15 protein-coding genes are annotated in these 25,200 nt (G+C 55.8%); 9 read left to right on the top strand and 6 right to left on the bottom strand.

What is annotated here, in order from left to right:
- Positions 1-50: 50 nt before the first annotated feature.
- The 3 genes from U738_RS18820 to U738_RS18810 all read right to left on the bottom strand — a co-directional run bounded on the left by U738_RS18820 (position 51) and on the right by U738_RS18810 (position 2,445).
- Positions 51-263, bottom strand: coding sequence for a PA3496 family putative envelope integrity protein (locus U738_RS18820; protein WP_035584066.1), 213 nt, complete (start codon positions 261-263; stop codon positions 51-53).
- Positions 264-450: 187 nt separating this feature from the next.
- Positions 451-885, bottom strand: coding sequence for a PAS domain S-box protein (locus U738_RS18815; RefSeq protein WP_035584062.1), 435 nt, complete (start codon positions 883-885; stop codon positions 451-453).
- A 246-nt stretch (positions 886-1,131) separates the two neighbouring features.
- On the bottom strand, positions 1,132-2,445 hold the full coding sequence (locus U738_RS18810; RefSeq protein WP_035584060.1) for an MFS transporter: 1,314 nt from the start codon (positions 2,443-2,445) through the stop codon (positions 1,132-1,134).
- A gap of 93 nt (positions 2,446-2,538) precedes the next feature.
- Between U738_RS18810 and U738_RS18805 the strand changes: the two genes are divergently transcribed.
- The 9 genes from U738_RS18805 (at position 2,539) to U738_RS18765 (ending at position 21,604) form a co-directional block, all read left to right on the top strand.
- Entirely contained in the window at positions 2,539-2,808 is a 270-nt protein-coding gene (locus tag U738_RS18805) for a SelT/SelW/SelH family protein (RefSeq protein WP_035584056.1), read from the top strand.
- Positions 2,805-3,683 (top strand): DMT family transporter, encoded by an 879-nt coding sequence (locus U738_RS18800; protein WP_035584053.1) that lies wholly within the window; start codon positions 2,805-2,807, stop codon positions 3,681-3,683. The genes U738_RS18805 and U738_RS18800 overlap by 4 nt, the downstream gene beginning before the upstream one ends.
- Positions 3,684-3,966: 283 nt before the next feature.
- The gene (locus U738_RS18795; RefSeq protein WP_035584050.1) at positions 3,967-5,550 is read left to right on the top strand and encodes a TolC family outer membrane protein; all 1,584 of its coding nucleotides are present in this window, start codon (positions 3,967-3,969) and stop codon (positions 5,548-5,550) included.
- Positions 5,551-5,674: 124 nt separating this feature from the next.
- Complete coding sequence (locus U738_RS18790; protein ID WP_035584047.1) at positions 5,675-7,852, top strand: type I secretion system permease/ATPase; 2,178 nt, start codon at positions 5,675-5,677, stop codon at positions 7,850-7,852.
- Entirely contained in the window at positions 7,852-9,282 is a 1,431-nt protein-coding gene (locus U738_RS18785; protein WP_035584044.1) for an HlyD family type I secretion periplasmic adaptor subunit, read from the top strand. The genes U738_RS18790 and U738_RS18785 overlap by 1 nt, the downstream gene beginning before the upstream one ends.
- Positions 9,282-9,908 carry a response regulator transcription factor gene (locus tag U738_RS18780; RefSeq protein WP_035584041.1) on the top strand — a complete coding sequence of 209 codons (627 nt, stop codon included), beginning with the start codon at positions 9,282-9,284 and terminating at the stop codon, positions 9,906-9,908. The genes U738_RS18785 and U738_RS18780 overlap by 1 nt, the downstream gene beginning before the upstream one ends.
- A gap of 200 nt (positions 9,909-10,108) precedes the next feature.
- Positions 10,109-14,959, top strand: a complete 4,851-nt coding sequence (locus U738_RS23760; RefSeq protein WP_035584038.1) for a retention module-containing protein — start codon at positions 10,109-10,111, stop codon at positions 14,957-14,959.
- Complete coding sequence (locus U738_RS23635; protein ID WP_327050279.1) at positions 14,850-21,197, top strand: immunoglobulin-like domain-containing protein; 6,348 nt, start codon at positions 14,850-14,852, stop codon at positions 21,195-21,197. The genes U738_RS23760 and U738_RS23635 overlap by 110 nt, the downstream gene beginning before the upstream one ends.
- 86 nt (positions 21,198-21,283) lie before the next feature.
- The gene (locus tag U738_RS18765) at positions 21,284-21,604 is read left to right on the top strand and encodes a hypothetical protein (protein ID WP_035584035.1); all 321 of its coding nucleotides are present in this window, start codon (positions 21,284-21,286) and stop codon (positions 21,602-21,604) included.
- A 39-nt stretch (positions 21,605-21,643) separates the two neighbouring features.
- Here U738_RS18765 and U738_RS18760 read toward each other — a convergent pair whose 3' ends face one another.
- From U738_RS18760 to U738_RS18750, 3 genes are all read right to left on the bottom strand, one after another.
- On the bottom strand, positions 21,644-23,545 hold the full coding sequence (locus tag U738_RS18760) for a bifunctional diguanylate cyclase/phosphodiesterase (RefSeq protein WP_035584032.1): 1,902 nt from the start codon (positions 23,543-23,545) through the stop codon (positions 21,644-21,646).
- A 14-nt stretch (positions 23,546-23,559) separates the two neighbouring features.
- Positions 23,560-24,261, bottom strand: a complete 702-nt coding sequence (locus U738_RS18755; protein ID WP_035584029.1) for a transglutaminase-like cysteine peptidase — start codon at positions 24,259-24,261, stop codon at positions 23,560-23,562.
- 161 nt (positions 24,262-24,422) lie between these two features.
- Positions 24,423-25,133 (bottom strand): arylesterase, encoded by a 711-nt coding sequence (locus U738_RS18750; RefSeq protein ID WP_035584027.1) that lies wholly within the window; start codon positions 25,131-25,133, stop codon positions 24,423-24,425.
- Between the last annotated feature and the right edge of the window lie 67 nt (positions 25,134-25,200).

Here is a 25,200-nt window from a genome sequence, read left to right as displayed (position 1 = left end):
ATAACTTAGCTGGCCCGCTCATTCGCTGAGAAGGCCGAGCCGTAAAAAGTTTACTCTTCTTCGTCCCAGTCATCTTCAATGGCACGCTGGAGGCGGCGTTCTTCCAGCCATGCTTCAACTTGGCGTCGCGCGCGCAAGCTGTCAGCTTTGCTTGGTTTGCTTTTGCTGTAGTGATCGTCATTGACAGCGTCTAAGCTTTCGAACTCGTCTGATTCGAGTGCATCGGTAGTAAACGTTTCACGACTTAGGGGATCACGGCTCATGTGATGTCCTCCAACCCAGCCGGCGTGCCGGCGTAACAATGGCTTCATACGCGGACATGTGAGGTTCAAAAACACATGCCATCCGCAAAGTGAAGCACCTAGCGCAGTTTAAGCGCCTTGCCGCTATATAACGCCAGTTGGGATGAAGTTCAAGCTTTATAGTTTTTTTTAGTGAGAAAGTTAATGATTAGCTGTTTTCTCGCTGCTTTTGCAGCTCCGCTAGCGCAAGCTGCGCTTCCACGCGTTCGGTAACGTCTTTTTGCACGCCAATGTAATACATCAACTCATCTGCTTCGTCGTAGACCGGCGTAATGGACAGCTCATTCCAAAACATAGTGCCGTCTTTGCGATAGTTACGCAGTACTTCGCGAGAAGGTCGGCCATCTTTAAGCGCATCCCGGATAGCAACTAGCGCGTCCTGATCGCGGTCTTCATTTTGCAAGAAGCGGCAGTCGCGATACAAGATTTCATCCGCACTATAGCCGGTTAGGCGCTCAAAGCCTTTGTTGACGTAGATGAGGATATTTTCATCCCCCTCCTGTTCGGCAACGACAATGCCGTCTTCCGATGCATCAACAATTCGTTCGAGCAGTTCTGGACTGATCAATGGAGATCGTTTCATCAAGGGGTTCCTGTTGCAGCTCAAGTCCTTTTCCATCGTTCACGGCAGTTCAGTTTGTCCGTGAAACTCCGGAATTTCCAATTGCTTATTATAGGCAGCGTAGCAAATGCTCCAACACCTTGCTGCTATTAGGCTCTATCATGGCGAGCGTTGTCACGCATTGCAATCTTGAGCAGCACCTTAACCTTGGCAGTCTTGTGGATAGCCGCTGTGGTGCTCATTTTTTGAGGTGAAGGCCGTGCCATGTCACTCCACCTCAGGTAGTTGGTGAGCGCTAAGGATAGCTCCCACGGCGGTAGCCGCTAGAATGAGGAGTAATACGCTACTACCAAACCACTGTGCAAAGGCGCCAATGATGCCGCCTACGATGAGCATTAACACGCCGGTTAAAGTATTCGAAAGCGCCACATAAAGTGCACGGTTATCTTGGCTAGCCATATCGACGAGATAGGTTTTACGCCCTAAGCGTACGCCGTGGTGAATAATGACTAATAACGCGTAAACTGCCGCATAGGGCCATATGCTGTGTGTCCACCCACCGGGTAGCCAAGTCAGGCTGGCGCCCAGTAAGCAGCAAATAGCGGTACCGATCGCCGCATCGCGCATCACACCACGGCTCGACTGATCTGCCCGTTTTCCCCAGACCGGGCTTGCTATCATGGCAGCAAGCCCCGATACCACAACCAGTATACCCAAGCCCCCCAGGTCGGTGCCGCTTTGGTTTTGTCCTAGTAGTGCAATGTAGGGGAGGGCGAGGGCACTTGACAGCAGAAGTGCCCGGGCAAGGTTGAAATGTAAAAAAGTGCGGTCATTTTTTAGCAATGATAGGCCCAATTTAATACTGTCCCAGCCGTTTTCGCCGCCTTTTACTGCGCCGGGGGCCTCCTGAATACGGGCAGCGGCGATGGCATTCATTAGCCAGCCGCTAGCAGCTATGGCCAGCAATATCGCTAACACTAAATTGCCTGGGTGGCCATCAAATAGCATTAACACAGCCCCTGCCACTAGCGTGGCAGCGCCGGCAATGCTGCCGCTCCAGCCCATTAGCGTGCCGCGTCGGCGCTTGGCAATGGTTTTGCCCAGCACATCTTTTGTAGCAATTGAAGATAACCCTCGGGCCAGCGAGAGTAGAATTAACGCTGCGAGTACTAACGCACCGCCTAAGGTGCCGGAGGCGAATAACGCAAGCACGGCAAGGACTAACGCAGCGAGCCCTTGAACCAGCGCGCCGGTTACCCACACCCATTTTCGCTTAGGTTTTAAGCGGATAAACCCAGCTACAAAAATTTGCGGCAACAGGGCGCCTGCCTCTCGAATGGGTACCAGTAGCCCTACCATCCAGACGGGAGCGCCAATAATCCCCATCAGCCAGGGTAGCACTAAACGCGCGCTAGACAGCTCGTCAGCCAGCTTATTACCCAAAGAAGCCCATACGTGCAGAAAAAAATTGCGCGGCTGTTCGTTGCAAGCGCTTTCAGGTATGTCGTCGCACATGCGGCTATCGTCATCGCCCGTTAGCCACTCATACAGGCGAGTTTGCGAAACGTGATGCTCGGCCATCGGGGCTCCTTCTTAATCGACCTATCTCAGGCTAACTCAAAATGACAGAATGTCTGCTTAGGATGCCATATTAACTTGTCTAGGAGGCCAGGGATGTCACGTATTCAAATCCGCTATTGCACTCAATGCCAGTGGCTACTGCGTAGCGGTTGGTATGCACAGGAATTGCTCTCAACCTTTGGCGAAGGATTAAGTGAGGTATCGCTCTCCCCCTCCCATGGCGGCACGTTCGAGATCTGGTGTGATGATGAGCTGTTATGGGAGCGAAAGCGTGATGGTGGCTTTCCGGATATCAAGCTTCTTAAGCAACGTGTGCGAGACCAGTTGGAGCCAGGTCGAGATTTAGGGCATATCGATCGATGAGCCAAGATCGGTATGCCATTTTATGCGGGTTGGGAGCAGTAGCGCTTTGGTCAACGGTGGCAACGGCCTTCAAAGTGGCGCTTGCTTGGATGAGCCCTGTGGAGCTGATGTGGCTCGCAGCACTTGTTTCCTGGGCATTGATGGGGGCGCTGGTCATTAAGCAGGGGAATATCAGCATAGCGTTGCGCACCGGTTGGAAAACAGCCGCGTGGGCGGGGCTGATGAATCCCGTGGCCTATTATTTGGTGCTCTTCGCCGCTTATGACCGCCTCCCTGGGCAAGAGGCTATGACCCTAAATTACACTTGGGCCTTGGCGATGGCGTTTTTAGCTGTGCCTTTGCTTGGGCAGCGCTTGACGCGTATGGATATCGCTGCTGGGTTGGTCGCCTACGCAGGTGTATGGGTAATCGCTACCCGTGGCTCGGTTTTTAATGTTTCTTTCGCCGACCCGCTAGGGGTCGTGCTGGCACTTGCTTCGACGTTGCTATGGGCACTTTATTGGCTGCTCAATGCGCGTGATAGGCGCCCACTCCTTGTAGGCCAGTGGCAGAACTTTAGTGTTGGCCTGCCCGTGTTGACCGTCTTGTTACTGTTGGGTCCAGGATTGCAATGGCACGGTTGGCCCGCCTTTGGTGCCGGTGTCTATGTGGGCTTATTTGAGATGGGTGTGGCGTTTATTCTCTGGCAGTTGGCGGTACACAAGGTGTCGCGCACGGCCAAAGTCTCCAACCTGATCTTTCTTTCACCTCCTGTTTCACTGCTGTTACTTTTCCTGGTCGTTGGAGAGCCTATCTTGCCTTCAACCTTGATTGGGCTAGTGCTGATACTACTGGGGCTCGGGCTGCAACAAGCCCAGAAAAACGAACAATCCTGAATTTTTTTTGTGATTTAATGATGTTCTTATTGTAATTTTTTGTGACATTTGGTTTTATGTCCTCACGATGAGTAGGAAATTAACTAAATTAAGCTAAGCTCAGCTGATTAAGTATTAACTACCATTGGCTTAATTCAAAAATTGGGCGCTCGTAGGGATATAAGCTCACTTAGCGATGAGGTTTCGTGGGCTGATACTTGATGCAATAGTGCAACATAGCTCAATGGATCATACGAATAATGAGCTGCGTGCGATGAGTGCCACACTATAGGGAACGCTGACGATGAAAAAAAATGCCGTATCGAGACTCAAAAAAATCTTCTGTCACCATGTTTTTAAGCCGCTGACAGTGACCACGTTAGCGTGTGTCCCGCTTACGGCATTGGCGCAGTCTCTTCCCGCTAGCCTCTACGCGCCTGGCAACACCGATCTTCCCAGCACTATTCAACAAACGATCATTTCCAATCCCGATGTCAATGCTGCTTGGGCGAATTTTAGCGCTTCCGGGAGCGATGTCAGAGTCGCAAAGGGTAACTATTTGCCTTCGATTGATGTCTCTGCCGGTGTGGGGCGGCAAGACCAGCAAAATGATGGGCGCGGAAGCTACAGCAGTGACTTTGCTGAACTCACGCTCACCCAAATGGTATTTGATGGGTTTGCCACCCGTAGTGAAGTAGAACGTTTGGATCGCACTCGGCTGATTGCCTATTTTGAATTGCTGGGTGCAAGTGAAGAGGTGACCCTTGAAGCTTTTCAAACCTATCTTGACGTGCTTCGCTACCGTGAGATGGTGCGTTTAGCTCAAGACAACTATCGCGAACACCAACGGGTGTTCGCGCAAATTGAAGAGCGCGCTCTTTCCGGAGCAGGCCGTGGCGTTGACCTGGAGCAAATCAGCGGCCGCTTGGCGTTAGCCGAATCCAACTTGATGACCGAAGCGTCAAACCTGCACGATGTAACGGCCCGTTATCAGCGTATCGTAGGCGAACTTCCTCCTCAGAATATGTCGCCTGCACCTAGCTTGGCCGATGAACTGCCCGCTGATGTTAGCCAGGCCGTCGAAATGGCGTTCGAGGGGAACCCGGATTTCCATGCCGCGATCGAAAATATTGCTGTGCAACGGGCGGAACAAGGAGCTGCGAAGGCCGCCTTTATGCCCCGCCTGGATATTCAGGGGCGCACGGGAACCAATAATCAAGACGACTCAATAGCTGGGCGCAGTGATGAGCACAGTATTCAGCTAGTCGCCAGCATGAACCTCTATCGCGGTGGTTCTGATAGTGCGGCCTTTGATGCGGCGACCACGCGTATTGAACAAGCCGTCAATCAGCGCGAAACGGCCTGTACGAACGTACGTCAAACCACTCAAATTGCTTACAACGATACCCAGCGCTTGGGAGAGCAATTGAGCTACCTGAACGAGCATCGCCAATCAATTAACCGGGTTCGTGGGGCCTACCAGCAGCAGTTTGATATTGGCCAGCGTACTTTGTTGGACGTACTTGATAGTGAGAACGAGTACTTCGAGGCCAGCCGAGCCTACGCGAATGCAGAGTTTGACTTAACCTTGGCCCAAGCGCGTACGCTAGCCGCAATGGGTCAACTTATGCATACCCTTGAAGTGGTTCGTGACGATATCCCCACTCTAGCTGAATTGGGTTACGACGACGCCATGCTTAGCGCAGAGATGGCCTGTGGAACGGAAGGGCCTCGTGGCTTTAATTTAGAAGACTTTACTCGCGGTATTTCTTCGTTACCCGCTCAAGCTGATACGCTAGCGTCGTCGTATGCCGCCAACGAGCTGCTAGTCATGACCTCCCCGTATCTGCAGTTGAACCACGAGGATACGCTGGTCACTAGCGGCTAACGTTTTTGAATAGTCTTCTGTACAGAAAGAGAATGATTCGTCGTTTGGCGGCGAAGGGTTAGCGGCTTTCGCTAATCATGGGGGAAATAGATGCCTAAATAGGCATTAGGGGAATGAGGTCTCTGTGACACAAACCAAGCTGGAAAGGCCGACCGCTGCAAATGCTAGCGAGCAGCCAATAGGCGATGAGTTACTCGAATGTTTGAAAGCGGTTGCCTCATTTCATCAGCATGAGGTGTCATCAGAGGCCCTTAGAGCCGGCTTGCCCTTGGAGCAGGGCAAGCTAACACCTTCCGTATTTGGTAGGGCCGCCTCCCGTGCTGGACTAACGGCGCGGATTGTGAAAAGCAAGCTGTCGGCGCTTAACCCAGCACTCTTTCCGGCTATTCTCTTGCTGGAACCAGGTCGGGCGTGCGTGCTGTTGGGGATTGATCTCAAACAGCAAAAAGCGAACGTCATTTTTCCTGAGCTATCTGAATCAAACGTTGAACTGCCCCTTGAAGAGCTGTATGCGGGCTATAGCGGCGAAGCTATTTACGTTCGCCCTAAATTTCTAGCGGATAATGCGTCTGAACCAGGGGTCAAGAAACGCCGCGATCAGCACTGGTTTTGGGGCGTCATTCGCGAAAACAGACCTCTCTATCGCGATATCGTATTGGGCTCGGTGGCGATCAATGTTTTCGCCATCGCAATGCCGCTGTTTGTTCTTAATGTCTATGATCGAGTAGTGCCCAACCAGGCAACGGAAACGCTATGGGTGCTCGCGATAGGCATCTTTATCGTGCTGTGTTTTGATCTGGTGCTCAGGCTGATGCGTAGCAGCTTTGTTGACTTAGCCGCTAGCAGAGCAGACGTGAAGCTCTCTTCCTCTATCATGGCCAAAGCACTGGGCCTGCGTTTAGAAGAGCGTCCGGCATCAACTGGGTCGTTCACTTCCACGCTGCAATCCTTTGAGTCGGTACGTGCCTTTATTGGTTCGGCAACTATTTTAAGCATTGTCGATTTACCCTTTGTGCTGATGTTTGCGGCGATTATCGCGCTGATTAATCCCTGGCTAGTGCTGCCGGTGTTGGTGGGCATCGTGTTTGTACTGCTCTATGCGCTGGCTGCACAAGGCAAGCTCCATGAGCTTTCGCAAACTACCTGGGAAGTCGGCGCACAGCGCAATTCACTGTTGGTGGAATCGATATCCCAGTTAGAAAATGTTAAGGCGCTGCGGGCAGAGAGCCGCATTCAGCGCCACTGGGAGAAGTCGTCGGCCTTTCTTTCCCGTACCGGCGCGCAGTTAAAGATGGTCAGCACTTCGGTCTCCAATGTGGCCCAATGGGCACAGCACAGTGTGGCGGTGTGCGTGATTATTGTGGGTGTTTATCAGATCATCGAAGGTAACCTCACCCAGGGTGGGTTGATTGCCGCTTATATGCTCTCTTCACGTGCAATGGCGCCGATCAGTCAAGCTGCGGCGCTGCTGGCGCAATATCATCAATCCTCAACGGCGCTTGAGTCACTAAACGCTGTGATGGATAAAAAGGTAGAGCGCCATGAGGGCAAAGCCTACGTAGAAAAGCCCAGCTTTGTAGGCAATATACGCCTTGAAAAAGTCACGTTGCGTTACCCCAATGAAGAGCGCGAAGCGCTGAAGGATGTTTCGATAACCGTCAAAGCTGGCGAAAAGGTCGCGCTACTTGGTCGCATTGGTTGCGGTAAATCGTCATTAAACAAATTGGTGCTAGGGTTTTATCAGCCAACATCGGGTGCCGTGCTGGTTGATAACGTGGATATTCGCCAGCTAGACCCGCTGCAGCTGCGTCGCCATATCGGCTACGTTCCTCAAGATGTAAGCCTGTTTTCAGGTTCGCTACGGGACAATATTGTGGCTGGGGGCGGCAGCGATCGGGTTGATGATGAGGCGCTGCTTAGGGCGATTGAGTTGGCGGGTTTGGAGTCTCTCGTCAATAGCCACCCGCATGGTGTGGATTTGCAAGTAGGCGAGCGCGGCCAAGCGCTTTCCGGCGGGCAAAAACAGTCCGTCGCTATTGCCCGTGCGCTGGTGCAGGATCCGCCTATTTTATTGTTGGACGAACCCACAAGCTCAATGGATAACGCCAGCGAAGAGGCATTTAAAGTTAACCTGACAAACGTGGCTGCAGGAAAAACCATCCTGGTGGTCACACACCGCACCTCGCTGCTTTCACTGGTTGATCGAATTATTGTTATGGATGGTGGCAAGGTCGTGGCTGATGGTCCGCGTGACACCGTGGTCGAGGCCTTGCGTAAAGGCCAGATCGGGAGGGCATCGTAATGGCGCGTAAACCCTCATCCACGACCGAGCAAAAAGGCTTTGACGCCATTGGCCGTTTCTCAGAAAAAGGTCAAAAACCGTTTCGTCCTTTTATGGATCGGTTGTTTGCCAAGCGAGTGTCTTCCGCCCACTTAAGCCGTGATTGGGCTAGCGATACCGATTGGGCGCGCATGCAGCAAGAGCCCATTCGTGCCCGGCTATTTCTCTATACCGTACTGATCACCGTTGTGGCGCTTTTAGTGTGGGCTTACTTTGCCTCTATCGATGAAGTAACTCGTGGAGCGGGGCGTGTGATACCCGCCAGCCAGCTACAGCGTATTCAGTCGTTTGACGGTGGCGTTGTTGAACAAATCTTTATTCGCGAAGGACAGATTGTCGAGGCGGGCCAAGTGCTGATGCAAATTGACCCCACCCGTTTTGTATCTGATTTTCGTGAAAACCGCGCTCAACGCTATGCGCTTCAAGCGCGCGCTGAAAGGCTACGGGCGTTAGCAACGGGTACGGCCTTTGAGCCTTCCGAAGAGTTGCGGCAAGAAGTCCCTGATATCGTGATGCAAGAGCGCGAAGTGTATGAAAGCCGCCGTGAAGAGATGCGCGAACAGGAGAACGTTTTAAGGGATCGTATCCGCCAGCGTGAGGAGGAGCTGCGTGAGGCACAGGCACGCCGTGATACTGCCCAGCGAGAGGTCAATATGGCGAGCCAAGAATTAAATCTAACGCGCCCACTACTGGCCTCGGGTGCTGTTTCTGAAGTAGAAGTGCTGCGTTTGCAAAGAGATGTATCAAGTGCAACCGGCGAGCGTAATCAGGCTGATGCCGCTGTTTCACGCCTAGAGGCTGGGGTGGAAGAAGCTGAGGGGCAACTGCTGGAGCTAGGCGCAGAGCGAAGAAGTGAATGGCGAAACGATCTGGCTCAAACGCTGGGCGACTTAAATGCGTTGCAACAATCGGGAACAGGGTTGCAGGATCGCGTTCGGTTAACCGAAATTCGTTCGCCGGTTGACGGTATTGTTCAACGCATTCATATCAGTACCATTGGTGGCGTCGCTCAGCCTGGCCAGGAGATGGTGGAAATAGTCCCCACCGATGACCAACTGCTGGTTGAAGCGCGCATTGCACCTCAAGATATCGCCTTTCTGCATCCAGGGCAGCCCGCGACTATCAAGCTCACGGCTTATGACTATGCCATTTATGGTGGCTTACAGGCCGAACTTGAGCGTATTAGTGCCGATACCATTACTGATGATGACGGTAATACCTTCTACCAAGTGCGGGTGCGCAGTTTAGAAAACGAAAATGTCGCCGATAGACTACAAGTAATTCCCGGCATGACGGCGCAGGTGGACATAGTGACGGGCAAGCGCACGGTGATGCAGTTTATGCTGAAACCTGTCTTAAGAGCGTGGCGTGATTCCATGGGGGAGCGCTGATGAAGCATTGGTTTATTACCACCGACGGTAGTTTAAAAGGACGTTGGAAAAACGCATTTGAAAATGTTGCTTCATCAGACCCGGAAACGATTCTTCAGTCGGCTCAACCGAATGATTTGGTTTGGCTCTCCACCACGGTTGAACATTGGCCGCAGTTAGTTCCTTCAATTATTGCTGAAGGTGCCGTTGCCGTGGTGCTCAGTTATGCGCCGGATGACCGGGAAGCGCTCAGAGCGTTAGATCTTGGTGCGCGTGGCTACGTGCATACCCTGGCCGCGCCTGAGGTGCTTAAGCAGGTTGCCTTAGTGGTATCCAATCAAGGCGTATGGGTAGGCCAAGAGCTGCTAGCCAAGGTGTTGGGGGGCTCGTTTAAAGCGTTGCAGCAGCGCAACCAAGGTGGTTCATTTCAGCATAGTGAATATCTCGATTTGCTAACTGAGCGTGAGCGAGGAGTGGCGCTTGCGGTTGCCCGTGGTGCTACCAACAAAGAGGTGGCGAGACAGCTCGACATTACCGAGCGCACCGTAAAAGCGCACCTTAGTGCTATTTTTAAAAAGCTTGCTGTTCGGGATCGCTTACAGCTAATTCTGAAGCTGGCGCCGGTTACTGAACAGTTAAGTTCCTAGCATAGCTAGTGTCGAATTGTGGTAGTTATCCTGCATTACAAATTGAGGCCTAAATGGCCTCATTTTTTTGTCCATCAGTACAATACTTTTTAATTGCCTACTCCCCTAGGATGGATTCATATGCCGCTAATCTGACTAGTGCTCACGCGCTAGATTAAGTGGCGCCAAACAATGATCGAGCAATGATCCAGGAGTGACACATGGCAATGGCAACAGTAATCGCGATTACAGGGCAAGCATGGGCTCGTGACGAAGCGGGTAATCTACGTGAGCTGCGCATTGGCGATACGCTTCAAGAAGGCGAAACGCTAATTACCTCCAACGATGGTCGCGTAGAGCTTGATTTTGCTGATGGGTCGGGCGCCAATGTCGTAGAAGGTGGTCAGGAAGTTGCCGTCACTCCTGAGTTAAACAGCGACCAGATTGTTGCTACTGAAGATGCCAGTGTGCAAGACGACGATCTTGACACATTACTTGCCGCCCTAGACGACGAGGGTGATCTGCTCGACCTTCTTGACGCGACTGCAGCCGGCGGTGGTGCCGGTGGCGGTGGTGGCGGTAGTGACTTTGTACGCGTTGCCCGTATTGCTGAAGAGACGGATACTCTTAGTTTCAGCACCGAAGGCGGCCTAGAAGGTGCTGAATTTTTTGAATTTGATGGCGGTGAAGTTGCTGCGGCCGTTGCTGATGACCTCCCAGAGCCAGAGCCGACTCCAGGTAATGGAGAGACCGATGTTATTACCCTAAGTGTTCCTCAGCAGGTCATTGAAGGCGAGCCGATCACTGTTTCGGCCAGTGTTAGCAACGCTCCTCAGGCCAGCCCGTTGGTTATTACGCTGAATAATGGGCAACAGATCACTATTGCCGTTGGTGAAACAACTGGCAGCGTGACGTTCGCCAGCCGTGAAGACGACGTCTTCCAGCAAGGCGACGAGGGCCAGACCCTCAGCATCACCGACACCGACGGTGGCAACTACGAAGCCCTCGACACGACCAGCACCGCCACAGTGACCACGGTCGACGACAGCGACGTCACCACCATCACCCTGGACGCCCCGGACACCGTCACCGAAGGCAACGACATCACCGTCACCGCCCGCGTGAACAACGCCCCGGCCACGGACCTCACGATCACGCTGTCCAACGGTGAGCAGATCGTCATTGCCGCCAACGCCACCGAAGGCAGCGTGACGTTCGCCAGCCGTGAAGACGACGTCTTCCAGCAAGGCGACGAGGGCCAGACCCTCAGCATCACCGACACCGACGGTGGCAACTACGAAGCCCTCGACACGACCAGCACCGCCACGGTGACCACGGTCGACGACAGCGACGTCACCACCATCACCCTGGACGCCCCGGACACCGTCACCGAAGGCAACGACATCACCGTCACCGCCCGCGTGAACAACGCCCCGGCCACGGACCTCACGATCACGCTGTCCAACGGTGAGCAGATCGTCATTGCCGCCAACGCCACCGAAGGCAGCGTGACGTTCGCCAGCCGGGCAGACGACGTCTTCCAGCAAGGCGACGAGGGCCAGACCCTCAGCATCACCGACACCGACGGTGGCAACTACGAAGCCCTCGACACGACCAGCACCGCCACGGTGACCACGGTCGACGACAGCGACGTCACCACCATCACCCTGGACGCCCCGGACACCGTCACCGAAGGCAACGACATCACCGTCACCGCCCGCGTGAACAACGCCCCGGCCACGGACCTCACGATCACGCTGTCCAACGGTGAGCAGATCGTCATTGCCGCCAACGCCACCGAAGGCAGCGTGACGTTCGCCAGCCGTGAAGACGACGTCTTCCAGCAAGGCGACGAGGGCCAGACCCTCAGCATCACCGACACCGACGGTGGCAACTACGAAGCCCTCGACACGACCAGCACCGCCACGGTGACCACGGTCGACGACAGCGACGTCACCACCATCACCCTGGACGCCCCGGACACCGTCACCGAAGGCAACGACATCACCGTCACCGCCCGCGTGAACAACGCCCCGGCCACGGACCTCACGATCACGCTGTCCAACGGTGAGCAGATCGTCATTGCCGCCAACGCCACCGAAGGCAGCGTGACGTTCGCCAGCCGTGAAGACGACGTCTTCCAGCAAGGCGACGAGGGCCAGACCCTCAGCATCACCGACACCGACGGTGGCAACTACGAAGCCCTCGACACGACCAGCACCGCCACGGTGACCACGGTCGACGACAGCGACGTCACCACCATCACCCTGGACGCCCCGGACACCGTCACCGAAGGCAACGACATCACCGTCACCGCCCGCGTGAACAACGCCCCGGCCACGGACCTCACGATCACGCTGTCCAACGGTGAGCAGATCGTCATTGCCGCCAACGCCACCGAAGGCAGCGTGACGTTCGCCAGCCGTGAAGACGACGTCTTCCAGCAAGGCGACGAGGGCCAGACCCTCAGCATCACCGACACCGACGGTGGCAACTACGAAGCCCTCGACACGACCAGCACCGCCACGGTGACCACGGTCGACGACAGCGACGTCACCACCATCACCCTGGACGCCCCGGACACCGTCACCGAAGGCAACGACATCACCGTCACCGCCCGCGTGAACAACGCCCCGGCCACGGACCTCACGATCACGCTGTCCAACGGTGAGCAGATCGTCATTGCCGCCAACGCCACCGAAGGCAGCGTGACGTTCGCCAGCCGTGAAGACGACGTCTTCCAGCAAGGCGACGAGGGCCAGACCCTCAGCATCACCGACACCGACGGTGGCAACTACGAAGCCCTCGACACGACCAGCACCGCCACGGTGACCACGGTCGACGACAGCGACGTCACCACCATCACCCTGGACGCCCCGGACACCGTCACCGAAGGCAACGACATCACCGTCACCGCCCGCGTGAACAACGCCCCGGCCACGGACCTCACGATCACGCTGTCCAACGGTGAGCAGATCGTCATTGCCGCCAACGCCACCGAAGGCAGCGTGACGTTCGCCAGCCGTGAAGACGACGTCTTCCAGCAAGGCGACGAGGGCCAGACCCTCAGCATCACCGACACCGACGGTGGCAACTACGAAGCCCTCGACACGACCAGCACCGCCACGGTGACCACGGTCGACGACAGCGACGTCACCACCATCACCCTGGACGCCCCGGACACCGTCACCGAAGGCAACGACATCACCGTCACCGCCCGCGTGAACAACGCCCCGGCCACGGACCTCACGATCACGCTGTCCAACGGTGAGCAGATCGTCATTGCCGCCAACGCCACCGAAGGCAGCGTGACGTTCGCCAGCCGTGAAGACGACGTCTTCCAGCAAGGCGACGAGGGCCAGACCCTCAGCATCACCGACACCGACGGTGGCAACTACGAAGCCCTCGACACGACCAGCACCGCCACGGTGACCACGGTCGACGACAGCGACGTCACCACCATCACCCTGGACGCCCCGGACACCGTCACCGAAGGCAACGACATCACCGTCACCGCCCGCGTGAACAACGCCCCGGCCACGGACCTCACGATCACGCTGTCCAACGGTGAGCAGATCGTCATTGCCGCCAACGCCACCGAAGGCAGCGTGACGTTCGCCAGCCGTGAAGACGACGTCTTCCAGCAAGGCGACGAGGGCCAGACCCTCAGCATCACCGACACCGACGGTGGCAACTACGAAGCCCTCGACACGACCAGCACCGCCACGGTGACCACGGTCGACGACAGCGACGTCACCACCATCACCCTGGACGCCCCGGACACCGTCACCGAAGGCAACGACATCACCGTCACCGCCCGCGTGAACAACGCCCCGGCCACGGACCTCACGATCACGCTGTCCAACGGTGAGCAGATCGTCATTGCCGCCAACGCCACCGAAGGCAGCGTGACGTTCGCCAGCCGTGAAGACGACGTCTTCCAGCAAGGCGACGAGGGCCAGACCCTCAGCATCACCGACACCGACGGTGGCAACTACGAAGCCCTCGACACGACCAGCACCGCCACGGTGACCACGGTCGACGACAGCGACGTCACCACCATCACCCTGGACGCCCCGGACACCGTCACCGAAGGCAACGACATCACCGTCACCGCCCGCGTGAACAACGCCCCGGCCACGGACCTCACGATCACGCTGTCCAACGGTGAGCAGATCGTCATTGCCGCCAACGCCACCGAAGGCAGCGTGACGTTCGCCAGCCGTGAAGACGACGTCTTCCAGCAAGGCGACGAGGGCCAGACCCTCAGCATCACCGACACCGACGGTGGCAACTACGAAGCCCTCGACACGACCAGCACCGCCACGGTGACCACGGTCGACGACAGCGACGTCACCACCATCACCCTGGACGCCCCGGACACCGTCACCGAAGGCAACGACATCACCGTCACCGCCCGCGTGAACAACGCCCCGGCCACGGACCTCACGATCACGCTGTCCAACGGTGAGCAGATCGTCATTGCCGCCAACGCCACCGAAGGCAGCGTGACGTTCGCCAGCCGTGCAGACGACGTCTTCCAGCAAGGCGACGAGGGCCAGACCCTCAGCATCACCGACACCGACGGTGGCAACTACGAAGCCCTCGACACGACCAGCACCGCCACGGTGACCACGGTCGACGACAGCGACGTCACCACCATCACCCTGGACGCCCCGGACACCGTCACCGAAGGCAACGACATCACCGTCACCGCCCGCGTGAACAACGCCCCGGCCACGGACCTCACGATCACGCTGTCCAACGGTGAGCAGATCGTCATTGCCGCCAACGCCACCGAAGGCAGCGTGACGTTCGCCAGCCGTGAAGACGACGTCTTCCAGCAAGGCGACGAGGGCCAGACCCTCAGCATCACCGACACCGACGGTGGCAACTACGAAGCCCTCGACACGACCAGCACCGCCACAGGTGACCACGGTCGACGACAGCGACGTCACCACCATCACCCTGGACGCCCCGGACACCGTCACCGAAGGCAACGACATCACCGTCACCGCCCGCGTGAACAACGCCCCGGCCACGGACCTCACGATCACGCTGTCCAACGGTGAGCAGATCGTCATTGCCGCCAACGCCACCGAAGGCAGCGTGACGTTCGCCAGCCGTGAAGACGACGTCTTCCAGCAAGGCGACGAGGGCCAGACCCTCAGCATCACCGACACCGACGGTGGCAACTACGAAGCCCTCGACACGACCAGCACCGCCACGGTGACCACGGTCGACGACAGCGACGTCACCACCATCACCCTGGACGCCCCGGACACCGTCACCGAAGGCAACGACATCACCGTCACCGCCCGCGTGAACAACGCCCCGGCCACGGACCTCACGATCACGCTGTCCAACGGTGAGCAGATCGTCATTGCCGCCAACGCCACCGAAGGCAGCGTGACGTTCGCCAGCCGTGAAGACGACGTCTTCCAGCAAGGCGACGAGGGCCAGACCCTCAGCATCACCGACACCGACGGTGGCAACTACGAAGCCCTCGACACGACCAGCACCGCCACGGTGACCACGGTCGACGACAGCGACGTCACCACCATCACCCTGGACGCCCCGGACACCGTCACCGAAGGCAACGACATCACCGTCACCGCCCGCGTGAACAACGCCCCGGCCACGGACCTCACGATCACGCTGTCCAACGGTGAGCAGATCGTCATTGCCGCCAACGCCACCGAAGGCAGCGTGACGTTCGCCAGCCGTGAAGACGACGTCTTCCAGCAAGGCGACGAGGGCCAGACCCTCAGCATCACCGACACCGACGGTGGCAACTACGAAGCCCTCGACACGACCAGCACCGCCACGGTGACCACGGTCGACGACAGCGACGTCACCACCATCACCCTGGACGCCCCGGACACCGTCACCGAAGGCAACGACATCACCGTCACCGCCCGCGTGAACAACGCCCCGGCCACGGACCTCACGATCACGCTGTCCAACGGTGAGCAGATCGTCATTGCCGCCAACGCCACCGAAGGCAGCGTGACGTTCGCCAGCCGTGAAGACGACGTCTTCCAGCAAGGCGACGAGGGCCAGACCCTCAGCATCACCGACACCGACGGTGGCAACTACGAAGCCCTCGACACGACCAGCACCGCCACGGTGACCACGGTCGACGACAGCGACGTCACCACCATCACCCTGGACGCCCCGGACACCGTCACCGAAGGCAACGACATCACCGTCACCGCCCGCGTGAACAACGCCCCGGCCACGGACCTCACGATCACGCTGTCCAACGGTGAGCAGATCGTCATTGCCGCCAACGCCACCGAAGGCAGCGTGACGTTCGCCAGCCGGGCAGACGACGTCTTCCAGCAAGGCGACGAGGGCCAGACCCTCAGCATCACCGACACCGACGGTGGCAACTACGAAGCCCTCGACACGACCAGCACCGCCACAGTGACCACGGTCGACGACAGCGACGTCACCACCATCACCCTGGACGCCCCGGACACCGTCACCGAAGGCAACGACATCACCGTCACCGCCCGCGTGAACAACGCCCCGGCCACGGACCTCACGATCACGCTGTCCAACGGTGAGCAGATCGTCATTGCCGCCAACGCCACCGAAGGCAGCGTGACGTTCGCCAGCCGTGAAGACGACGTCTTCCAGCAAGGCGACGAGGGCCAGACCCTCAGCATCACCGACACCGACGGTGGCAACTACGAAGCCCTCGACACGACCAGCACCGCCACGGTGACCACGGTCGACGACAGCGACGTCACCACCATCACCCTGGACGCCCCGGACACCGTCACCGAAGGCAACGACATCACCGTCACCGCCCGCGTGAACAACGCCCCGGCCACGGACCTCACGATCACGCTGTCCAACGGTGAGCAGATCGTCATTGCCGCCAACGCCACCGAAGGCAGCGTGACGTTCGCCAGCCGGGCAGACGACGTCTTCCAGCAAGGCGACGAGGGCCAGACCCTCAGCATCACCGACACCGACGGTGGCAACTACGAAGCCCTCGACACGACCAGCACCGCCACGGTGACCACGGTCGACGACAGCGACGTCACCACCATCACCCTGGACGCCCCGGACACCGTCACCGAAGGCAACGACATCACCGTCACCGCCCGCGTGAACAACGCCCCGGCCACGGACCTCACGATCACGCTGTCCAACGGTGAGCAGATCGTCATTGCCGCCAACGCCACCGAAGGCAGCGTGACGTTCGCCAGCCGTGAAGACGACGTCTTCCAGCAAGGCGACGAGGGCCAGACCCTCAGCATCACCGACACCGACGGTGGCAACTACGAAGCCCTCGACACGACCAGCACCGCCACGGTGACCACGGTCGACGACAGCGACGTCACCACCATCACCCTGGACGCCCCGGACACCGTCACCGAAGGCAACGACATCACCGTCACCGCCCGCGTGAACAACGCCCCGGCCACGGACCTCACGATCACGCTGTCCAACGGTGAGCAGATCGTCATTGCCGCCAACGCCACCGAAGGCAGCGTGACGTTCGCCAGCCGTGAAGACGACGTCTTCCAGCAAGGCGACGAGGGCCAGACCCTCAGCATCACCGACACCGACGGTGGCAACTACGAAGCCCTCGACACGACCAGCACCGCCACGGTGACCACGGTCGACGACAGCGACGTCACCACCATCACCCTGGACGCCCCGGACACCGTCACCGAAGGCAACGACATCACCGTCACCGCCCGCGTGAACAACGCCCCGGCCACGGACCTCACGATCACGCTGTCCAACGGTGAGCAGATCGTCATTGCCGCCAACGCCACCGAAGGCAGCGTGACGTTCGCCAGCCGTGAAGACGACGTCTTCCAGCAAGGCGACGAGGGCCAGACCCTCAGCATCACCGACACCGACGGTGGCAACTACGAAGCCCTCGACACGACCAGCACCGCCACGGTGACCACGGTCGACGACAGCGACGTCACCACCATCACCCTGGACGCCCCGGACACCGTCACCGAAGGCAACGACATCACCGTCACCGCCCGCGTGAACAACGCCCCGGCCACGGACCTCACGATCACGCTGTCCAACGGTGAGCAGATCGTCATTGCCGCCAACGCCACCGAAGGCAGCGTGACGTTCGCCAGCCGTGAAGACGACGTCTTCCAGCAAGGCGACGAGGGCCAGACCCTCAGCATCACCGACACCGACGGTGGCAACTACGAAGCCCTCGACACGACCAGCACCGCCACGGTGACCACGGTCGACGACAGCGACGTTACAACGCTAAGCCTAAGTGATGTCACTGTAAAAGAGGGAACAGGAACCGCTACTATCTCCGCCACACTTAGCAACGCGGCGGGTCAAGACTTCACTGTTACGCTAAGTAATGGGGCCACTATCACGTTTGCTGAAGGCGCTACCGAGGGCACCTCGACACCGTTCGATATCCAGGGTGACGATGTCTACATTGATCCTGAAAGCTACGTGGTCACTGTCGTCGATCAAGGCGATAACAACTTCGAAGACCTAGATACCACTGATACTGCTACGGTTAAGGTCAACGACACTATCGATACCACCGACGTCAGCATTAGCGCGATTGTGACGAAAACATCCGTTATTAACGTTGGCAATGTAGATAATACCGATAGCTTTACCGTAACGGCTTCCAACCCTAATGGTAGTGAAGGGACTGTTTCCAAAGTGACGGGAACCAATCATGATGGATTTGGTGTGGTTGGGAGCACTACCGGCGGGGGAGCGAACAGTGAGCTTGGTTTCGGCAATGCAGGCAGTGAAAGTATCGTTGTCAACTTCAATAACGAGGTGAAAAACTTCAACGTTCAGTTCGCTTGGCGGAACAACAATGAACGAGCAAAAGTAGAGTTCTTTGACAAAGACGGAAACTCTGTTGGTTCAGCGATAGTTTCGGGTGGCGGTACATCAACGGAAGCCTTGGTTACCTACTATGACGCCAATGGTGATGTAACCAGGACTGAGCGGGCGCAGGGTGGTTCTGACCGCGTTGACAATGCCTATACCTTTGAACCGGGAAGCGGCGACACATTCACAAGCGCCGAGTTCACGGCGGTCGGCTATGACGACGACTACCTGATCCACTCAATCGCCTACAAAGAAGTAATGAACGGTGATGCGACCAGTCTAGGCGGTGCCTCTGACGTTACCTTTGAAGTCGAGACGTCTAATCCACCTGATGAAAGTCAGTTCGACTTCATTGACACTTTCCCGACAGCCACGGTCAATATTGGTGGTCAGGAGTACACGGTCAATCTTGATCGTAACGGTAAGGGCAGTGTCTCGGTTGAAACGGATGGCCAAAGTGACCTGACTGCTGAGGTTATTAGCGTCAATGGTAACTTTGAGAACGTTGATGTTCCTGTTAGCCTGACGCTGTACAAGGGCGATCTTGAAACCGCGAATAACGGTGATAACACTATCCAGGGTGGTCAAGGCGACGACGTTGTAGTGGGTGACTTGGGCGGCAATAAAATCGTTACCACGCCTGGTCAGAACTATAATGTCTCATTGATTGTGGACTCTTCAGGGAGTATCGCCAATCAGTTGACCATGCTGAAGAATGCACTTAATAAGCTCGCTGATCAGCTTGTCAATCACGATGGCACCATCAACTTCCAGCTTGTCAGCTTCGACAGCAATGCTGAAACTTTATTGGCGCTGAGTGACATCACGAATACGGATGATGCACTTAGCACGATTAAGTCAGCCATTCAAAGCCTGGATGCAAGTGGCGGTACGAACTATGAGGCCGCTTTTGTAGAAGCCAAGCAGTGGTTCGATGGTCAAGGGAACGACTATGAGAATCTGACTTTCTTCCTGACAGATGGCGATCCAACCTATCATCTTGATGCGTCGGCTAACCCCACCAGTGATGGTAGCGGCTCTCAGACCAGTCAGGGGAATTTACAGAATGCTCTTGATGCCTTCACACCCCTGTCGAATATAAGTACCGTGCATGGTATTGGCTTGGGAAGTAATAACGTTAATGAAGAGTATCTAAAATTCTTCGATAACACTGAGACACTGGGACAAGGTAGCGTTTCATTTGGTACGTCAGAGCTCAAACTGGCGGACTTTAAAGGATCCAATGATCAGCTCGATAATTTGAGTAAATGGATTAAGCTAAGCAATAGTGACGCTTCAGGCAATGTTACCAAGTCGTATGGTGAGTTCTTGACGATCCAGGACTCCATTAGCCTTGGTGCCACTTTCGTAGTGAGTAGTGCCTTTGAGGTATCTGTTGACGGAAGTCTGATTGAGTTTGATTACCGAACCTTTAACTCACGTTCTGGAGACGAATTTGGGTGGAAACTTCAGAAACAAGCTGGTTCAAGTTGGGAAGATGTAAGCGATTTTAAAGCGTTGGCAACTTCGTCAGAATGGACAGATAACCAAAGTAGTGATCTTGCCGCGGGTGCCTACAGGCTAGTTTTCAGTGTTGAAGACAATAGCTTCTCAGGTGACTCTGACCTGGATATTGATAATATTAAGTTGACTACACCTAACTTGGTCAGTGGTCAGGTTGGTCAGCCATCATTGATCGACACTGCTGAAGATCTTGATAACGTGCTTATAAGTGGCTCCACCAATACCGAGCTTGATGAGCTGGGCGATGACGTTGTCAACGGCGGGGATGGCAACGACATCCTCTTCGGTGACGCCATCAATACCGACGCTCTGGATTGGGCTGGACGTGAACTGCCAGACGGTTCGGGCATGGCTGCGCTGAAGGAGTACTTGAAAGTCAGCAACGGTGGAGAAGAGCCTACCGAGCAGCAGCTGTATGACTATATCAAGGCCGGTAACGCCGAGCTGAACGTCGCAGGCGATACGCGCGGCGGAAACGATGAGTTATATGGTGGCAAGGGAGACGACATTCTCTATGGTCAGGGGGGGGACGATCTGCTGGTCGGGGGCGAAGGCGATGACCTCCTCTTTGGAGGAGCAGGTGCTGATACTTTCGCCTGGGAATTTGGTGATCAGGGTACGACAGACCAGCCAGCCATGGATCAGGTAATGGACTTCACCCAGGGAGAATTTGGTACGGACGAAAATGCTGATAGGCTCGACCTTTCTGATCTTTTAAAGGGTGAGAATAGCAGCGAGTACATTTTTGCCGAGGAAGATGGGTCTGGCAACGTCGTCCTTAATATCAGCGCTCAAGGCAGTCCGAGCGGTGCTGATCAGAAGATAGCGCTTGAAGGCAAATCCTTTAGTGACTTTGGCGTCAATAATGGAGAGGATTTGATCGCTAAACTGATCACGGATGGTCAACTGAAAATCGACCAATAATCTATAATTGTTCTATTGATTAGCTTGATAGCCGCTCTGAAAGGGGCGGCTTTCTTAATTGAGAACAGCTTTCTTTAGGGGGGACTATGCTCTACATCAACCGCAATACATCCGGCGAGATCGTGATGCTCAGCAAAGAGCCAACGGCAGAGTGCAGTGAAACGATCGCCTCCGATTCACCTGAGGTACTGGCTTTCCTTGCCGATCAGCCGGGATCTTCAGCGCACTTTATTGCCTCTGACTTAGCGTTTGTCAGGGTGGTAGAAGATATTCTTGAGGTGTTGCTGGACAAAGGAATCATCACGTTCACTGACCTGCCGGAAGCTGCGCAGGCCAAAGTGATGGAGCGTAAGTCGTTGCGGTCAAAAAATGATGTCGGTTTACTAAGCGACGACGACACTATATAAAGCCATCGTCGCTTGGGACCGATATGCCGGAGTTTTGCGTCAGAGTTGCACGCCTGGCCCGGTGGCTCCATCAACCCCCACGCGGAACAGACAGGCGATCTCCTCATCGTCTGCAACACCTTCCCCTATTACCTGAATGCCCAGTGAATGGCAGAGCGTGGCCATGCCGCGCACGATGGTCTGCTGCTCATTTGAAGCATGCAGTTGGTGGATAAGACTGCTATCCATTTTTAAGTAAGCAAGCCCCACATCGTGCAAATCTGCCAGTTTGGTGAACTCTGCGCCTACGTGTTCGATGCCAAAGGTACATCCCAGTGGTCGTAAGGCTGTACACAGACCTCGTAAGCTGCCAATCGCGTGGGTGCTAAGCGTGGCGGGCACTTCAAAGCAGAGCTGTTTGGCCAATAGCGGGTGTGCGACTAGCAGTGTACGCAGCTCGTTAACAAACTGGGTATTGGTAATCGACGCCGCGGAAAGGTTAATGCCTACCGGCTTGAGATCATCTTCTAGGTTAGTGAGTGCTTTTTTCACCACGGCTAAGTCGAGCGCTGGTTCCATCTCAAAACGGGTTATCCAGGGGATAAAGACGCCGGCAGTTTGCCACTCACCGCCGAGCAGTAAGCGGGCCGGACATTCGTAATGGATGATGTCGCCTTGGGCGTCTACTACTGGGAAGTACGCTAACTCTGGGCCTACCAGAATGGCAGCTTCCAGTGCGTTCCGCCATTCGGCATGGCTGCTATAGAGTGAGATACGCTTGCGCTGTCGCACGACTACCTGTTCAAAGGAGGTCAGGCTTTCGGCTTGCGCCAAGGCGTCATCCAGAGTAGCTAACAGTGTGCCGCGTTCATCGTGCGCAGCATAAGGTACAATCGCTGTTGGTAGATAAACCTCGATGTCGGGCTGTGTGGCGGTTACCTCGGCCAATGCTGCCATTACCTGGATTCTGAGTTCCTCAACATCATCCATAAGCGGCAGCATAAAGATAAAATCACTACCGTTAAGGCGTCCTATCATTGGCTCTGCCGATGCAGTATCCAACTGCCCTAACTGGGTAACCAGTGTACTTAATAGCTGGTCGGTGGCGGCGTAGCCGAGCTGTTCGTTGAGCGTTTCTAAGGCCTGAACGCGAACCATGACCAGCATGCCTGTTGAGCGAGCGTCCTCACTGTTCAGTTGAGAGGCGAGTTTGCCCATAAATACATCGCGATTAAGCGCACCGGTGACACGGTCATGCTGCAAATGGCGGCGCAACTCGTCCAGCTTATGGCTTTCGTGACTTAGCATCTGATGCACATTGGCAGACAGCACGTTCATTGCTTGAGTAACTTGGCGTAATTCCAGCGTGCGCGGCTCTTTAATAGTGGTAAAACGCCGCGCGCTGATATCTTGCGCCTGAGTAACGACGCGGGAAAGTGGGTGCTTAATACCACGAACGATCACGGTGGCAATCGCTAAGCTGATTACCCCAGCGAGTACAAACCAAGCGGCGAGTTCGAGCATGCTGCGCCATAAAGAGGTATAAGCAAAACTGTGCTGGCTCTCAAGCTCCAAGGTGCCGTACTGGCGCCAACCGTCTTGAATTGTCGCTGTGCCGCTGGGCACCTCAAACTCAACGAGTTGACGAAACCAGGCAGGCACATCGCCACTATATTGTTCAGAGGAGCGCTCGATGAGTACGCTTCCTTCTGTATCGCGCAGGGTGATTTGGCGGTAGTAGCCGGTGTCAAACTGAGCGGCGATTAACAGTTCCAGAGTGACAAGGTCTTTGTCGAGCTGGCTCATGGAAAGCGCCAACGCAGTGGCATTGTCTTCATTCTTAATGCGCACTTCCTGCTCAATATAGTCGCGGCTGGTGGCAATGCTAATGGCAAGGCTGCCTATGAACGACAGCAGTAGCAGGGCGATAATGGCAAGCCAAAGTTGTTTAATAAGTGACATCGTGCCTGTTCCTCTTAAATGAAACCCTGGGTTTGCATACGTTCGATGACGCTGCGCCAGCGTGATAGCCGAGCCAATGGATCTGCGCGGGATTCAGAAGAACCACCCGCCCAGAGCCCGTCACTGTTAAAACTAAACAGTGGGTCGAGATCCGTACGCTGAGAGGCAGGGGTGATGGACGGTACAATATTGTCTAGCACCAACGGTTCTGCATCGGGGGTTGAGTAATAGCCCAGCACCATATGGGCTTGGGTAATTTGACTACGTCCAATGCGTGCGCGGACATAAATCATACGTAGATACTGGCTCGTAACGCCCAATTGCTTAAGGGTAATATACTTGGCAATGGAGTAGTCCTCGCAATCGCCTTGGCCTTTACCCATCGCTTCCAGAGGTGTGGCCCAATAATCCTCTTGCCCCCAAACCTGGATGTCGTCAATCCACCGGATACGGCGATTAAAGAAGTCATTAACCCCGCGAAGCTTGGCTTGAACGTCTTGGGTCTGCAGTTGTTGAAGTAGGTCAAACCACTCCTCTAATACTGACAAACCGGCCTGGCCATACTGTTGTTGCATACTTTGGCGTAGGCGTTGCGGGTCAAATGCTGCTGCAGGCGTTGGGTGAATGCCAAGACTTGCGCCTAAGCACAGCGCGCCGACAGTAGCTAAGAACTGCCGACGCGAGAATGCAGGAGTGTGATGCGAAGATGCAGGCATGAGTCGCCGTTAGTAACCGCCAAATTGAGGTTAAGATTACAAGCTGGCGGGTTGAAGTGCTATACCTCTCAGCCAAAAGGGTGGCGCTAAGCGCTGCATTTTCGCCGATTTATGCCTTGTCTGGCCTTCGCTCGCCGACTTTTCAGACACAGCCTGGTTGCTTATTGAACTGCTGCCTGCTGCGTTGTTTCTAACGGTCGCTCAACCAGCGGCTCAATCAGTTGTTCAAGTTCTGGCCACACATTGTCTAGGATAATCGGCTGCGCATCGGCGGTAGGGTGAATGCCATCACTCTGCATTAGTGCATCGTTTAGGGCGATATCCTCAAGTAAAAAGGGCACTAATGATACGTCATACTCCTCTGCCAGAGAGTAAAAGACGCCGGTAAAAGCATCTCGATACGCTTGGCCATAATTAGGCGGGATATCGATCCCCAACAGCAGTACCTGAGCACCTGCATCCTGGCTCTGCTCAATCATACTGGCTAGATTCGCCTGCATCTGATTGGGTGATAGGCCGCGTAGGCCATCGTTGCCGCCCAGTTCAATGAGAACAATATCCGGCTGCCGTTGTCCGATAATCTCAGAGAACCTTTGTAGCCCCCCGGATGTGGTTTCACCGCTAATGCTGGCGTTAATAACGTGCGCATCGCCTTCTAAACGCGCTGCTAGCAAACTCACCCAGCCCTCATCACGCTCTATACCGTAAGCGGCGCTTAAACTATCGCCCATCACCAATAGGGTGGGGCCAGCGTCTGTATTGACAGGCTCTGCGTTGATAGACGGTGAGGCAACGGTGACTATCAGCAGCACCAGCCATCCGGTTACCATGCGGTTCAGTCCATGCCATGCCATAGGGATGCCACGCTTCATGTCTTACTCCTCAAATTCCAGCTCTTCAAATTCCAACTCCTTAGATCAAACTGCGAATTCATCTATC

The sequence above is a fragment of the Halomonas sp. TG39a genome (genome assembly GCF_000744395.1).
Lineage (GTDB): Bacteria > Pseudomonadota > Gammaproteobacteria > Pseudomonadales > Halomonadaceae > Vreelandella > Vreelandella ventosae_B.
Note: the sequence above shows the minus strand (reverse complement) of the source record. Positions and strands in the feature narration are given on the sequence as shown.

What these genes read in the sequence shown, in the direction of transcription:
- U738_RS18785 (WP_035584044.1), top strand. Translation starts at nt 7,852, where the DNA reads ATGGCGCGTAAACCCTCATCCACGACCGAGCAAAAAGGCTTTGACGCC.
- U738_RS18800 (WP_035584053.1), top strand. Translation starts at nt 2,805, where the DNA reads ATGAGCCAAGATCGGTATGCCATTTTATGCGGGTTGGGAGCAGTAGCG.
- U738_RS18765 (WP_035584035.1), top strand. Translation starts at nt 21,284, where the DNA reads ATGCTCTACATCAACCGCAATACATCCGGCGAGATCGTGATGCTCAGC.
- U738_RS18755 (WP_035584029.1), bottom strand. Translation starts at nt 24,261, where the DNA reads ATGCCTGCATCTTCGCATCACACTCCTGCATTCTCGCGTCGGCAGTTC.
- U738_RS18815 (WP_035584062.1), bottom strand. Translation starts at nt 885, where the DNA reads ATGAAACGATCTCCATTGATCAGTCCAGAACTGCTCGAACGAATTGTT.
- U738_RS18750 (WP_035584027.1), bottom strand. Translation starts at nt 25,133, where the DNA reads ATGAAGCGTGGCATCCCTATGGCATGGCATGGACTGAACCGCATGGTA.
- U738_RS18810 (WP_035584060.1), bottom strand. Translation starts at nt 2,445, where the DNA reads ATGGCCGAGCATCACGTTTCGCAAACTCGCCTGTATGAGTGGCTAACG.
- U738_RS23760 (WP_035584038.1), top strand. Translation starts at nt 10,109, where the DNA reads ATGGCAATGGCAACAGTAATCGCGATTACAGGGCAAGCATGGGCTCGT.
- U738_RS18820 (WP_035584066.1), bottom strand. Translation starts at nt 263, where the DNA reads ATGAGCCGTGATCCCCTAAGTCGTGAAACGTTTACTACCGATGCACTC.
- U738_RS18780 (WP_035584041.1), top strand. Translation starts at nt 9,282, where the DNA reads ATGAAGCATTGGTTTATTACCACCGACGGTAGTTTAAAAGGACGTTGG.
- U738_RS18760 (WP_035584032.1), bottom strand. Translation starts at nt 23,545, where the DNA reads ATGTCACTTATTAAACAACTTTGGCTTGCCATTATCGCCCTGCTACTG.
- U738_RS18795 (WP_035584050.1), top strand. Translation starts at nt 3,967, where the DNA reads ATGAAAAAAAATGCCGTATCGAGACTCAAAAAAATCTTCTGTCACCAT.
- U738_RS18805 (WP_035584056.1), top strand. Translation starts at nt 2,539, where the DNA reads ATGTCACGTATTCAAATCCGCTATTGCACTCAATGCCAGTGGCTACTG.